The organism is Streptomyces sp. NPDC046881 (assembly GCF_040645015.1).
Lineage (GTDB): Bacteria > Actinomycetota > Actinomycetes > Streptomycetales > Streptomycetaceae > Streptomyces.
The window spans coordinates 1-13,139 of sequence record NZ_JBEYXJ010000088.1 but is presented as its reverse complement, the minus strand read 5'-3'; the positions used below and the strand labels follow the sequence as shown (position 1 = coordinate 13,139).

General features: G+C 73.4%; 10 protein-coding genes. 6 read left to right on the top strand and 4 right to left on the bottom strand.

The window, feature by feature from the left end; genetic code table 11:
* Positions 1-31 precede the first annotated feature (31 nt).
* Positions 32-1,360 carry a C1 family peptidase gene (locus ABZ923_RS31040; RefSeq protein ID WP_361478177.1) on the bottom strand — a complete coding sequence of 443 codons (1,329 nt, stop codon included), beginning with the start codon at positions 1,358-1,360 and terminating at the stop codon, positions 32-34.
* 171 nt (positions 1,361-1,531) lie between these two features.
* On the bottom strand, positions 1,532-2,692 hold the full coding sequence (locus ABZ923_RS31035) for an MFS transporter (protein ID WP_361478175.1): 1,161 nt from the start codon (positions 2,690-2,692) through the stop codon (positions 1,532-1,534).
* 194 nt (positions 2,693-2,886) lie between these two features.
* Here ABZ923_RS31035 and ABZ923_RS31030 point away from each other — a divergent pair, with 194 nt between their 5' ends.
* Together ABZ923_RS31030 and ABZ923_RS31025 are read left to right on the top strand one after the other, a co-directional pair.
* A complete protein-coding gene (locus ABZ923_RS31030) occupies positions 2,887-6,603 on the top strand; it encodes a hypothetical protein (protein WP_361478172.1) in 3,717 nt (1,238 codons plus the stop codon).
* Positions 6,604-6,758: 155 nt separating this feature from the next.
* Positions 6,759-7,154: a luciferase family protein gene (locus ABZ923_RS31025; protein WP_361478169.1), complete on the top strand. Its 396-nt coding sequence runs from the start codon at positions 6,759-6,761 to the stop codon at positions 7,152-7,154.
* Between the two features lie 19 nt (positions 7,155-7,173).
* Here ABZ923_RS31025 and ABZ923_RS31020 read toward each other — a convergent pair whose 3' ends face one another.
* A complete protein-coding gene (locus ABZ923_RS31020; RefSeq protein ID WP_361478166.1) occupies positions 7,174-7,953 on the bottom strand; it encodes a DeoR/GlpR family DNA-binding transcription regulator in 780 nt (259 codons plus the stop codon).
* 178 nt (positions 7,954-8,131) lie between these two features.
* Between ABZ923_RS31020 and ABZ923_RS31015 the strand changes: the two genes are divergently transcribed.
* On the top strand, positions 8,132-9,013 hold the full coding sequence (locus tag ABZ923_RS31015) for a sugar isomerase (RefSeq protein WP_361478163.1): 882 nt from the start codon (positions 8,132-8,134) through the stop codon (positions 9,011-9,013).
* A gap of 32 nt (positions 9,014-9,045) precedes the next feature.
* On the top strand, positions 9,046-9,906 hold the full coding sequence (locus tag ABZ923_RS31010) for a ketose-bisphosphate aldolase (protein WP_361478161.1): 861 nt from the start codon (positions 9,046-9,048) through the stop codon (positions 9,904-9,906).
* Here ABZ923_RS31010 and ABZ923_RS31005 read toward each other — a convergent pair whose 3' ends face one another.
* Positions 9,907-11,040: a methyltransferase gene (locus ABZ923_RS31005; RefSeq protein WP_361478255.1), complete on the bottom strand. Its 1,134-nt coding sequence runs from the start codon at positions 11,038-11,040 to the stop codon at positions 9,907-9,909.
* Positions 11,041-11,107: 67 nt separating this feature from the next.
* Between ABZ923_RS31005 and ABZ923_RS31000 the strand changes: the two genes are divergently transcribed.
* Both ABZ923_RS31000 and ABZ923_RS30995 read left to right on the top strand, forming a co-directional pair.
* A complete protein-coding gene (locus tag ABZ923_RS31000; RefSeq protein ID WP_361478158.1) occupies positions 11,108-11,758 on the top strand; it encodes an alpha-ketoglutarate-dependent dioxygenase AlkB in 651 nt (216 codons plus the stop codon).
* A gap of 48 nt (positions 11,759-11,806) precedes the next feature.
* Positions 11,807-13,054 (top strand): ROK family protein, encoded by a 1,248-nt coding sequence (locus tag ABZ923_RS30995; protein ID WP_361478154.1) that lies wholly within the window; start codon positions 11,807-11,809, stop codon positions 13,052-13,054.
* The last annotated feature ends 85 nt before the right edge of the window (positions 13,055-13,139 follow it).

Sequence of the window (13,139 nt, the reverse complement as noted above, 5' to 3'; positions counted from 1 at the left end):
CAGCGGGAGGGAATTCCGGCCGGTGGCGCGCTCAGTCCGCGAGCGCGCCCATGGGGTCCCAGGCGGGGAGGACGATCGGCGGCTGGTCCAGGGCGGCGGCCAGCTCCGGCGGCAGCGCCGAACGCCGGACCGCGATCTCGAAGACGTGCTCGCCGAACCACGAGTCGTTCATGGTCCAGAAGCCCTTGTCGGCCTTCTCCTCGCCCCAGCTGTTCTCCACCCGCCAGCGGCGCGGGCTGCCGTCCACCACGTCGACGCCGGTGAACAGCATGGCGTGGGTCATCTGTGTGTCGTGGTGCAGCAGCCGGTCGGCCTTGTCCAGGGTGAAGGGGGCGTCGTAGACGGCCGCGTAGTCGAACAGGGCGGCGTCCCAGACCCCGGCGTCCGCGCGCATCATCTTGGCCACGTCGCAGCCGAACCACACCGGCTCGCCGCCGGTGATCGCCTCCATGGCCAGCCGCTTCAGCAGCTCGATCGGCGCGTTGAGATAGACCACCGGCGGGGCGTCCACGACATTGCCCAGGTACTCGACGGTGAACGTCCGGCCGAACGGGCTGGACTGCCGCGGGTCGTGCACCAGGCACACGTACTCCGCCAGCGGGAGCTGCACGTACGCGGCGGCGAACTCCGCCGGGGTGAGCCAGCCGTCGCGGTGGAACTCCTTGTTCTTGTCCTCCCACTGCCACAGGAACCGCTGCGGAGGGGTGCCGAGGTGGATGCCGAGCACCCGGTGGACGGCGGCCAGTACCTCGCGCTTGTGCGCCCGCTGGGCCTCGACCCCCTCGGCGGCCAGGCCGCGCAGGTCGCGGGCGCCCTGGCGGAGCAGGGTCTTCAGAGCCCGGTTCATCGCCCGGGTGGAGGAGGAGCTGTCGGTCTCCGGCATGGCCGACTTGGGCACCAGGCCGTGCTTGGCGACCAGTGCCACGAACATGTTCCACTGCCCGCCGTCGCCGATCGGGTCGGCCAGCAGGTGCGCCACCGTGCGGTCGTCCACCTCCCGGCCGGAGGTCTCGATGACCGCCTCCAGGAAGTGGTTCGCCCGCTCGAACTTGTCCCACCACAGCAGGTAGTTCTGGGAGAACTCGAAGTCCTTCACGCCCAGCTTGCGCGCGGCGCCGACGCGGAGCAGGTTGAGCCCGGCGAACATCCAGCACCGGCCGCTCTGCTTCTGGTTGGTGGCCTTCCAGTCGTCCAGGTGGTGGGAGACCGAGTGGTCGATGCCGGTGAGCACCCGCCGGTCCAGGGCGACGTCGTCCACGGGCGTCTGGGTGACCGCGTTCTGCATCAGCCGGTTCGCCGGGCGGGCGGCGAACTCCTTCTCGAACAGTTCCAGCTGATCCGGCGTCAGACTGCGGTCCATGGCCTGGCGGGAGTCATCGTTTCCGAAGCTCACAGCGGTCTGCCTCCAGTTCCCCGGGATGTTCGAGACGAGCGCAACCTCACCGTCGCACGGCCGTTCAGCCGGAGTCAACGGCGTGGCGGGGTGCGCGGTCGCCCTCGAACAGCCGCAGCAGACAGCCGCGTTGGCGCATCAGCGGCCCAGCGCCCGGCGGGTGGAGACCCCGATGACGGCGGCGACGGCGGCCAGCGCGGCCACGCTGGTGAGAGCGGTGGGCAGGGAGAACCAGTCGGCCATGAAGCCGATGGCGGGCGGCCCGAGCAGCATGCCGCCGTAGCCCAGGGTGGAGGCGACGGCGACGCCGGACGGGCCGGCCAGCGCACCGGCGCGCTCCACGGCGACCGGGAAGAGGTTGGCCAGTCCGAGCCCGGTGACCGCGAAGCCGGCCAGCGCGGCCCACGCGGAGGGCGCCAGCGCGCCGAGCAGCATCCCCGCCGCGGCGACGGTGCCGCCGGCGATCACGGTACGGGCCCGGCCGAGGCGGGCCAGCAGGGCCGACCCCGTCAGCCGGCCGACGGTCATGGCGAGCGCGAAGCACGCGTACCCGGCGGCCGCGGTGCCGGGGGAGGCCGAGAGGTCCTGCTGGAGGTGGAGCGCGCCCCAGTCGGCCATCGCGCCTTCGCCGTAGGCCGTGCACAGCGCGACGAGCCCGAGGACCACGACCACCCCGCGACCGCCCAGCCCGCCGTCCGGAGCCGCCGCCGGCCCGGCCGTCCGCTCCGGCGGCACCGGCGGTTCGTGGTGCAGCAGGGTGCGCCCGGCGACGGCCGTGACGAGCAGCCCGACGACGGTGAGCGCCAGCAGGTGGCGGGCCGGGGAGAGGGCGCCGGCCACCAGCCCGCCGAGACCCGCGCCGACCATGCCGCCCAGGCTGAACGCGGCGTGGAAGCTGGGCATGACCGGCCTGCGCAGGGCGGCGACCAGGTCGACGGCGGCACTGTTGAAGGCCACGTTGACCCCGCCGTAGGCCGCGCCGAACAACAGCAGTACGGCACCCAGGACCGGCGCCGAGTGCGTGAGCGGAGGCAGCGCCACGCTGAGTGCGAGCACCACCATGCAGACCACGGTCACGGGATGGCTGCCGTAGCGACGGCACAGCCGGCCGGTCAGCATCATGGTGAGCACGGCCCCCGCGGAGACCCCGAGCAGCGCGAGCCCGAGGGCACCGGCGGAGGCGTGCGTCTGGTGCTTGATGTCGGGGATCCGGACGACCCACCCCGCGAAGAGGAAGCCGTCCAGCGCGAAGAAGGCGGTGATCGCCGCCCGCAACGCACCGAGCCCCGGACCCGGCACGACACTGTGCGAACGGGTTTTGTTTATTTGCGGCACAAAGTCAGCCTAAGGGTGGGTGGGGAGGTGGGCAAGGGGTGCCGCCGACGCTGCGGCCCGGCCGAATCCGGCCGAAGCGGCCTATGCGTGCGCATCGACGCAGGTCGCGCCGTACGCTGCTGGCGCGGGTGCCGATCAAGGTGGGACGGGGGCGCTGGATGGATGATTCGACGGGGTCCGTCGCCGACTTCTGCGCCGCGATCCGTCGTCTCGTACGCGGGTCGGGCGTCCAGCAGAAGGAGCTGGCCCGAGTGCTGCACCGCAGCGACGCCACCGTTTCCGAACTCCTCAACGGCCGCCGTACCCGGCCGCCCTCACTCGACGAGGTGCTGGCGATCGTGGCGTACTGCCGTTCCCGTGCGGGCGCCCACGCGCCGCCGGGCTTGAACACCGACCCCGCCTGGTGGCGGAGCCGATTCGCGGAACTGGAGAGCACGCTCGAGACGCGGCGCGACCCGGCCGGGGCACGCACACCGGAGCGCCGGCGAACGCCCGAGGGGCCCGGGCAGACCAGGCTGTCCACGGTCGCATTCGACTTCGCGGACGCCGTCAACGTCCTCGTGGGCGGCCGCGCGGGCTTCGAGAACCTGGTCGAGGAGCTGCTGGAACCACTCGGCCTTGTGGGAGGCGGGAACGCCGATCCACGGGGTCTCTTCGACGGGTTCGGGGCCCGGGTGCGCGCCGCCTGCGGCACCACCCGCACCGCCCTCCTCTGCGCGGCGGACGTCGTCCTGCTCGTGACCGCCTTCTGTGACGCCGTGGCCAGGTCGGGGTGGGTGAGGAGCACAGAGGGCGCGGGCGCGCGGGGAGACGCCAGAGGCAGGGTCCTCGAGGAACTCGACCGGGTCCTCCTCGGTTCCGCGAGGGTCCGGGACACGGCGGAGCGGCGCGAGGAGATCACCGCCGCCTATGCTTCCGCGGCCGGATTCGTCCACAGCCTGGCCGACCCGCTGGGGCAGCGTGCGGAGCAGCTGGCGCCGCTGGCGCTGAGACGGTACGAGGCTCTGCTGGCCCCGGTCGTCTGGGACTGCGCGGAACTGCGGCTCACCTCCGAGGTGTACGACCCCGACGAGGAGCAGGGCCGCCCGCGCGCCGTACCGGACCGCGTCGGCTTGGTGGAGTTCGGCCTCCTGCTCAGGGAGTTCGCCGGCATCGGAGGCGCGAGCGGGAGACAGCGGGCAAGACTGCGAGCCCCGATCGCTCCCATGGAGGGCCCCGGCCCGGTCATCCCGTCCCTGGAGGCGGGATACGTCGACCCGGCCTTCCGGGTGGCGAGGCACGCCGTCGGGTGGCAGCCGGCGTCGGACGACTGGTGGGCGCATCAGCCCGTCAGGGACGACCTCGCCGCGTTTCTCGCCGCACACGTGCTCACACACCAGGCCACACAGGCCCCGCTCGTCGTGCTGGGACACCCCGGATCCGGAAAGTCCCTGCTCACCCAACTGATCGAGGCACGGCTGCCGGAGAACGAGTTCTTCTGCCTGCGGGTCGAACTGCGGCACGTCGATGCCGAAGCGGACTTGCAGGGGCAGATCGAGGAGTCGCTGTTCGCTGCGACAGGCGTGCGTGTCGCGTGGCCGGAAGCGGTCGAGGACACGTCCCACGTGGTGCGGGTGGTGCTGCTGGACGGGTTCGACGAACTCCTCCAGGCCGGCGCGGGCCGGTTGGACGCCGGCCGGCAGTGGCAGTACCTGAAACGAGTGGAGCAGTTCCAGCAGCGGGAGTACGACGCGGGGCGCCCCACCGTGGTGATCGTCACCAGTCGCACGGTCGTCGCGGACCAGGTGCTCATGCCGTCGGGCGGCATGGTCGTCCGGCTGGAGCCCTTCGACGACGTACGGATCGACTGCTGGCTGGAGGTCTGGGAGGCCGCGAACCGCCGTCATTTCGCCGCACCCGGGGTCGAGCCGCTGACGAGTGACGCGATCCGGCCACACCGGGAACTCGCGCGACAGCCGCTTCTGCTGCTGATGCTCGCGCTCTACGACGCCGTGGGCAATCCGCTCCAGCGGCTCGGCGGCCGGGACATCGGACGCGCGGACCTGTACGAACGGCTCATCACGGAGTTCGTCCGGCGCGAAGTCGTCAAACAGCAGGGGGCTGCGCCACCGTCCATCGAAGCCGAAGCGGTGGAGCGGGAAGCCGAACGCCTCGGCCTCATAGCCATGGGCATGTTCAACCGGGGCAGGCAGAGCATCACCGGCGCCGAAGCCGAGGCCGACCTCCGGGCGTTCCTCGGGGAGGAAGGATCCGCCCTGGTCTTCGGCAGGTTCTTCTTCGTGCACGAGGCCCAGGCAGTGGTCGGCGGCGAGCACCTCAAGTCCTACGAGTTCATGCACGCCACGTTCGGTGAATACCTGGTGGCCAGACTCATCGGCAGGGAGCTCCGGCGCGCCGCCGCGGGGGACGGCGGCTCCGAGGACGACGGACGCCTCTACGCGTTGCTGTCGTTCGTCCCGCTGACCGACCGCGCGGAAATCATGGACGACCTCGCCGACATGCCGAGGCTGGGCGGGGCGCCGAAGCCCGCCGAACTGTCGGCGCTCGCCCGGGTCCTGTTCGGCGGCACGCGACTGGCCCACGGCCCGAGTGAGGTACCCGGGTACCGACCCGCCGAGCGGTCCCGGACGGCACGGGACGCCGTCTACGGCGCGAACGTCCTGCTGCTGGCGGCTCTGGCCGAGGAGAGGGTGCGTGCCTCCGAGTTCTTCGGGCCGACCGCACCGGTCGAGAGCTGGTGGCGTTGCGTCCAGCTGTGGCGCTCCCAGTTCGGGCAGGCCTCCTGGGAGGCCTTCACCCGGTCCTTGTCCGTGGCGTGGGAGCGCACGGAACCCGCATCCGGCCGGGAGGGGGACCTGTGCATCAGCCTGGGCACAGGGGCGGTGGCCGGTGCCGATCTCTCCTGGGCCGCGCCGCTCACGCCAGGGGGTCCGACGGCGTACCACGACCCCGCGGGCACGGACCCGGCCGAGTTGCTGCACCGCCTCGCCCTGCTGTGCGACGGGGACGTCCAGCAGGTCGTGCACGCGGTACAGCCGCTCGTGCAGGGACTGCCGGGTGCGCTGCGCACCTACCGTGTCGACGAGGGCGGAGCGGTCCGTTCGGCCGCGCACGTGCTGGTGGCCCTGCTGAGTCGCGACACGGCGCATCCGGAGGAGACCGGCCGGCGCTATCTGGACGCGCTCGCTGTCACCCAGGCGCTTCCGGCGGCGGAGCGTGCCCGCGCGGCGGACATGCTCGTGCGGCACCTCGTCCACGATGCCGACGGCCTGCCCCCCGAGGTGCTTTCCCAGGTACTTCAGGAAGTGATGCGCCCGAGCGCGGCCGCGGACGGACCGCCCGCCCAGATCTGGCCGGTGTTGCAGTCCTACGTCGAGGCGCAGCTGGAACGGACGGACCTGTCGCCCGAGCGGTCCGCGTCGCTGACCGGGCTGTTGCTCGACTATCTGCGGCGCTACGCGGCGCTGTTCGCGGGGAACACCGACCCGGCGGAACGGTTGCGGCACCTGCTGCGGGAGGCGGCCTCCACGCACGTCTGGGACCTGGCCATGCGCCGCAGCGGCAAGGACGCCCACCACCTCCTCGACGAGGGACTCTCCCTCCTCGGTGCCCTGCCGGCAGACCGCCGGCCTCCCGACGTGATCATCGGCCTGCTCCGCCTGGCCCGCGAACTCGGCAGGGCGGACTGGCTCGGTGAGCACGCCGACCCCCTGCTCCGGATGCTGTCCGCGGCCGCGCTCCGCCGGCTGCGCCCCACCGACGCCGATGCTCTGGTGGAGTTCGTGGCACATCCCGGGACTCTCGCGGCCCTGCGCGCCGTGCAGCGGATGTGGCGAGACCCTGCGGGGACCGGCCGTGGCGAAGACAAGCCGTAAGGGGGACCGAGACCGGCGGCGGTGATCCCGACCCGGAGGGTGAGCTGTTCGAGAGGTGGATTCCTGTGCGGATTGTTGAACGTGTGGTGGATACAGGTCGGTTAATGCTCGCTCACGAGCTGGTTGCGGGCGGGTGAGCGCGTCATGATGGGCCCATGACGTTGGCCTCGCGCGCGTTCGCGCAACTGGCGACCTGGCCGGACCTGAGACGGGCCGTCCCGAGCTGCGGCCTGGGGCGGGGGGTGAGTTCGGCCCAGGGGGAGGTGGTGCACTTCCACTCCGAGCGGGATGTGGACCTGCGGCTCACCGACCGGGCCATCCGCCGGTTCGCCAAGGACCTCAGGGACTCGGGCGCGATCAGGATCGTGCCCGGCTCGCAGTGGGTGACCCTGCGCCTGGACGCCGCCAGCGACGTCGACCTGCTGCTGACGCTGGTCAGTGTGGCGCTCCAGGCCCAGCAGAGCTGGCCCGACCCGGCCGACCGGGCGGTGACAGGCTGCAACGACCAGCGGGGCGCGGGGTTCGTGAAGGCGGACCTGGGCCGCTTCTGAGCCGCCCGGCCGGCGCGGATCACACCGTCAGCACCCGGACACCGGCCTCCTCGAACCGCCGTACCGTCTCCTGGTCCACCGCCGTGTCCGTCACCAGTGTGTCCACCAGCTCCGCCCCGCAGATCCGGGCGAACGCCCGCCGGCCCAGCTTGCTGGAGTCGGCGGCCACCACCACCCGCTCGGCACGCTCGCACAGCAGCCGGTTGATCGCGGCCTCCGCCTCGTCGTGCGCCGCCGCCCCGTGCGTGACGTCGAAGCCGACGACACCGAGCACGGCCACGTCGAGCGTGATCTGGCTCAACACCCCGTCCGCGAGCGGCCCGATGAGCTCGTACGACTGCGCACGCGCCACCCCGCCCGTCACCACGATCTTGAACTGGGGCCGCACGGCGAGCTCGTTGGCGATGTTCAGCGCGTTGGTGACGACGGTCAGGGCCGGTGAGCCCGTGCCGAGGTCACCGCGCACGGCCAGCGCACGGGCCACCTCCGTGGTGGTGGTGCCGCCGGTCAGCCCCACCGCCTCGCCCGGGGCGACGAGTTCGGCCACCGCCTTGGCGATGCGCTGCTTCTCCGAGGCGCGCCGGGCCGTCTTGTAGCGCAGCGGCAGTTCGTACGACACCCCGTGCACCACCGCCCCGCCCCGCGTGCGGACCAGCATCTGCTGTTCGGCGAGCTGGTCGAAGTCGCGGCGGATCGTGGCCGCCGACACCGCCAGCTCGGCCGCCGCCTCCTCGACCTCCAGCCGGCCGCGCTCGACGAGCAGTTCCAGCAGCGCCTTCCAGCGGGCGTCCCGGGACATGGCGTGGCCCTCCGTTCCCCGGTCGTTCTCCGGCCGTCCGTCTCCGGCCGGTCCGTCTCCGACCGTTTCATCGATCTGCGGCGACCCTAGCGCACCCGTTCCTGCGCCCGAATGCTTGATTGTGCTCGAAAGATCGCTATATCTTGCAGGAACAATCAGCTAGGGGAGGGTGTGGGCGATGACCCATGTCGAGAACGAGCTGAACAGCCAGCCCGAGTGCTGGACCCGGGCGGCCGAGCAGGCGGGACGGCACCGGGGCGCACTGCCGGAGCCGGGGGAGCGGGTCGCCGTCGTCGGGTGCGGGACCTCGTACTTCATGGCCGAGGCGGTGGCCGCCCTGCGCGAGGGGGCCGGACAGGGGGAGACCGACGCGTTCGCCGCCTCCGAGTTCCCGTACGGGCGGTCGTACGACCGGGTCCTCGCCCTCACCCGCTCCGGCACCACCACCGAAGTGCTGGAGCTGCTGGGCCGGTTGAGCGGGCGGACCCGCACCACCGCCGTCACCGCCGACCCCGACACCCCGGTCCGGCCGGCCGCCGACGACCTCGTCGTCCTGGACTTCGCCGACGAACGCTCCGTCGTCCAGACCCGGTTCGCGACCACCGCGCTCACCCTGCTGCGCGCCCACCTCGGCCTGCACACCGAGACCGTCGTCGCCGACGCGCGCACCGCCCTCGCCACTCCGCTGCCCGAAGGCCTCGTGGACTGCACGCAGTTCACCTTCCTCGGGCGCGGCTGGACCGTCGGTCTCGCCCAGGAGGCCGGGCTGAAGATGCGCGAGGCCTCGCTGTCCTGGACCGAGGCCTACCCGGCGATGGAGTACCGGCACGGCCCGATCAGCGTCACCACCGCGGGTACGGCCACCTGGATGCTCGGCACCGCGCCCGACGGGCTCGCCGAACAGGTCCGCGCCACCGGCGGGCGCTGGCTCCAGGGCGCACTCGACCCGCTCGCCGAACTGGTCCGGATACAGCGGCTCGCGGTCGCCGTCGCCGCCGCCCGGGGCCTCGACCCCGATCGGCCGCGGCACCTTACCCGTTCGGTGATCCTCGCCCCCTGAACCGCCGGCCCCGTCCCGGAAGGACACCTCACGTGCCCCTCGCGTCCACCGGCGAGCTGATCACCCGGGCCGCCGCCGCCCGCTCCGCCGTCGCCGCGTTCAACGTCATCACCCTGGAACACATCGAGGCCGTCGTCGCCGGCGCGGAGACCACCGGTTCCCCCGTGGTCCTCCAAGTCAGCGAGAACGCCGTCAAATTCCGCTACGGACGGCTGCTGCCGCTGGCCCGTGCCGCCGTCGCCGCCGCCGAACGGGCCGCCGTACCCGTCGCGCTGCACCTGGACCACGTGCAGAGCGACGAGCTGCTGCGCCAGGCACCCGACGCCGGGTTCAGCTCCGTGATGTACGACGCGGCCCGCCTGCCGTACGCCGGCAACCTCGCCGCGACCCGTGCCGCCGCCGACTGGGCGCACGCCCAGGGGCTCTGGATCGAGGCCGAGTTGGGGGAGATCGGCGGCAAGAACGGCCGGCCGCCGCTGGACGCGCACGCGCCCGGCGCCCGCACCGACCCGACCCGGGCGCGGGACTTCGTCGCCGGCACCGGCGTCGACGCCCTGGCCGTCGCCGTCGGCAGCGTGCACGCCATGACCACCCGCACCGCCGTGCTCGACCTCGGCCTGCTCAAGCGGCTGTCCGCCGCGCTGTCCGTGCCGCTCGTCCTGCACGGCTCCTCCGGAGTGCCGGACGGCGGACTCGTCGCGGCCGTCGGCGGCGGCATCACCAAGGTCAACATCGGTACGGCGCTCAATGCGGCCATGACCGGCGCGATCAGGGAATTCCTCGCCGCCCGTCCCGAGGCCGTCGACTCGCGCCAGTACCTCGGCGTGGGGCGCGAGGCGATGGCCGCGGAGGTACGGCGGATCATCGGGGTGCTGTCCCGGACGGGGGGCTGATCAGCCCCTCTTGACCGCCCTGAGCACCACGAACTTCGGGTCCGACGCGACCAGTTCGCTGTTCCCGAACAACCGCCGCAGCTTAACGTGGTAGCCGAGGTGACGGTTGCCGATCACCCACAGCTCGCCGCCCGGCCGCAGCGCGCGCTTCGCCCCGGTGAACATCCGCCACGCCGTGGCGTCCGTGGTCGCCTGGTGGGAGTGGAACGGCGGATTGTTCAGGACCACGTCCACACTGCCGGGCGCCACCCCGGCCAGCCCGTCCCCGACCCGGAACTCGGCGTGCCCCGGCACCCCGTTCGCCTTGTACGTCGCCTCGGCCGAGGCCACCGCCTGGAACGACTCGTCCACGAACAGCACCTCGGCCGCCGGATCGGCCAGCGCCACCGCCGTACCCACCACGCCGTTGCCGCAGCCGAGGTCCACGACGCGCCCGGCGCCGGGGCCGGGCAGGTGCCGGAGGAAGAAGCGGGTGCCGATGTCCAGCCGCTCGGCGCAGAACACGCCCGCGTGGTTGACCACCGTGCGCCCCGACACCGCGCCGACGCCGTCCGGCAGGGCGTAGCGGTACGGCCACGGGTTCGCGGGCCGCTCCAGCGCCGGGTCGGGGGTGCAGAAGATCAGCCGGGCCTTCTGCCGGGCCAGCGAGGTCCGGGTCGGCCCGAGGATCCGCTCGAACAACTGGAGCGTCGAGGTGTGGATCTCCTTCACCATGCCGGTGCCGACCACGACCGTGTCCGCGTGCACGGCGGGCGCCAGCCGCAGCAACTGGTCCTCCAGCAGGGCCAGGCTCTTCGGCACCCGCACCAGCAGCACGTCCACCCGCTCCGGCGGCGGGTCCTGCGTGGTGAGCAGCCGGACCGCACCGGGCTCCACACCGGCCCGCGCCAGGTTCGCCCGGGTCGCCTCCTGACCGAGGAAGGAGTCGGTGATCTGCACCGGCCGGTGCTCCGCCAGCGCGGTGGCCAGCGCGCCCCAGCGGTCCCCGACCACCACGACCGTGCCCGTGAGCGGCACCTTCTCCTCGTCCAGGTGGCGCAGCAGGTACGCGTCGGAGGCGTCCCAGGCGCGCAGCGGGTCGCGCGGGTCCTCGGGGAAGCGGGTCAGCTCGACCTCGCCCCACGGTGTCGTCATACGGTCGCTCATCGTGCGTCCAGGCTAGCGGAGCCGCAGATCAGAGGCCGTGGGGCAGGATGGGGGCATGGAGGACGAGCTGTTCGGCCGGGAGCGCACGGAGGTCGCGCCGGGCGCCGTGCACGTCCCGGACTGGCTGGACGGCGAACGGCAGCGCGCCCTGCTCACCGCCTGCCGGGAGTGGGCGCGGCCGCCCGCCGGACTGCGCACGGTCCGCACCCCGGGCGGCGGCACCATGTCCGCCCGGCAGGTCTGCCTGGGCTGGCACTGGTACCCGTACGCCTACGCCCGCACCGTCGTCGACGGCGACGGCAGCCCGGTGAAGCCCTTCCCGGACCGGCTCGGCGAGCTGGGCCGCCGCGCGGTGTCCGACGCGCTCGGCCCGGACGCCGTACCGGCCGCGCCGTACGACATCGCGCTGATCAACTTCTACGACGGCGACGCCCGGATGGGCATGCACCGCGACGGCGACGAGAAGGCCGACGCCCCCGTGGTCTCGCTCAGCCTCGGCGACACCTGCGTCTTCCGCTTCGGCAACACCGCGACACGCGGGCGGCCGTACACCGACGTGGAGCTGCGCAGCGGCGACCTGTTCGTCTTCGGCGGCCCGTCCCGGCTCGCCTACCACGGCGTGCCCCGCGTCCGCCCGGGCACGGGCCCGGCCGGGCTGGGCCTCGCCGGCCGGCTGAACATCACCCTGCGGGTCAGCGGCCTGTAGTCGGCGCCGCAGGCCACACCGGGTGCGGATCATGGGAGACTCGCCCTCATGAGCGGCAAGGCGGATCCCCGGACAGCGGGGGAGAGGACCACCTCGAGGGCTCGGCTGGACCGGGGGCGCGGCGCGCTCGGGCCCGCGCTGGAGCTGGTGCACACCGGACGGGCGCCGACCCGGGCCGTGCTCACCGCCGAACTCGGCGTCACGCGGGCGACGGCCGGCGCGGTGGCCGCCGAGCTGGAGGCGCTGGGCCTGATCCGGGTGGACGCCCGGCCCGGCGCGGCGGCCGGCTCCCAGGGGCGCCCCTCGCACCGGCTCCAGGTCGCCGAGGACGGGCCCGTCGCCCTCGCGGCGCAGATCCACGCCGACGGCTTCCGGGCCGCGCTGGTCGGCCTCGGCGGGCGGATCGTGGCGACCGCGCCCGGCTGCGAGACCGTCGAGGCCGACCCGGCGAAGGTGCTCGGCTCCGTGGTCGAGGCGGGCGCCGAGCTGCTGCGCACCACCGGCCGGCGCTGTGTCGGGGCCGGACTCGCCGTGCCGTCCGCCGTCGCCGAACCCGCCGGCCTGGCCCTCAACCCACTGCACCTGGCCTGGCCCGTCGGCGCCCCCGTCCGCGAGATCTTCGCGGAGTGCGTGCGCGCCGCCGGCCTCGACGGACCCGCTTTCGCGGCCAACGACGTCAACCTCGCCGCGCTCGCCGAGCACCGGCACGGCGCCGGTCGGGGCGCGCGCGACCTGCTGTGCGTGGCCACCGGGCACCGGGGGGTCGGCGGCGCGCTCGTGCTGGACGGCCGCCTGCACACCGGCAGTTCGGGACTCGCGCTGGAGGTCGGTCACCTCACCGTCAACCCGGAGGGCCGCCCCTGCCACTGCGGCAGCCGCGGCTGCCTGGACGTCGAGGCCGACCCGCTGGCGCTGCTCGTGGAGGCGGGCCGCGAGCCCGGCCCCGAGGTGTCGCTGCTCCAGCAGGCCAACGACCTGCTGCGCACCCAGTACGACGACCCGACCGTCCGCACCGCCGCCGAAGCCCTCATCGACCGCCTCGGCCTCGGCCTGGCCGGCCTGGTCAACATCCTCAACCCCGACCGCATCATCCTCGGCGGCCTGCACCGCACCCTGCTGGACGCGGACCCGGCCCGGCTGCGCGCGGTGGTCGCCGACCGCAGCCTGTGGGGCCAGAGCGGCGGCGTCCCCATCCTGCCGTGCACCCTGGACCACAACAGCCTGGTCGGCGCGGCCGAACTGGCCTGGCAGCCGGTGCTGGACGATCCACTGGGGGCACTGGCCGGGGCCGCCTAGCGCGGTCGGAGAAGGGCGGCGGCCTTCGGCCCGGTGCGTCGGGCCGGGTGGGGGCCGGGCCGGCCCCGCACGCCGACGTGTTGCC

Bases quoted from the DNA above. Each gene is read 5' to 3' on its own strand.
- ABZ923_RS31005 (WP_361478255.1), bottom strand. From the start codon at position 11,040: ATGACGACACCGTGGGGCGAGGTCGAGCTGACCCGCTTCCCCGAGGAC.
- ABZ923_RS31000 (WP_361478158.1), top strand. From the start codon at position 11,108: ATGGAGGACGAGCTGTTCGGCCGGGAGCGCACGGAGGTCGCGCCGGGC.
- ABZ923_RS30995 (WP_361478154.1), top strand. From the start codon at position 11,807: ATGAGCGGCAAGGCGGATCCCCGGACAGCGGGGGAGAGGACCACCTCG.
- ABZ923_RS31020 (WP_361478166.1), bottom strand. From the start codon at position 7,953: ATGTCCCGGGACGCCCGCTGGAAGGCGCTGCTGGAACTGCTCGTCGAG.
- ABZ923_RS31030 (WP_361478172.1), top strand. From the start codon at position 2,887: ATGGATGATTCGACGGGGTCCGTCGCCGACTTCTGCGCCGCGATCCGT.
- ABZ923_RS31040 (WP_361478177.1), bottom strand. From the start codon at position 1,360: ATGGACCGCAGTCTGACGCCGGATCAGCTGGAACTGTTCGAGAAGGAG.
- ABZ923_RS31015 (WP_361478163.1), top strand. From the start codon at position 8,132: ATGACCCATGTCGAGAACGAGCTGAACAGCCAGCCCGAGTGCTGGACC.
- ABZ923_RS31025 (WP_361478169.1), top strand. From the start codon at position 6,759: ATGACGTTGGCCTCGCGCGCGTTCGCGCAACTGGCGACCTGGCCGGAC.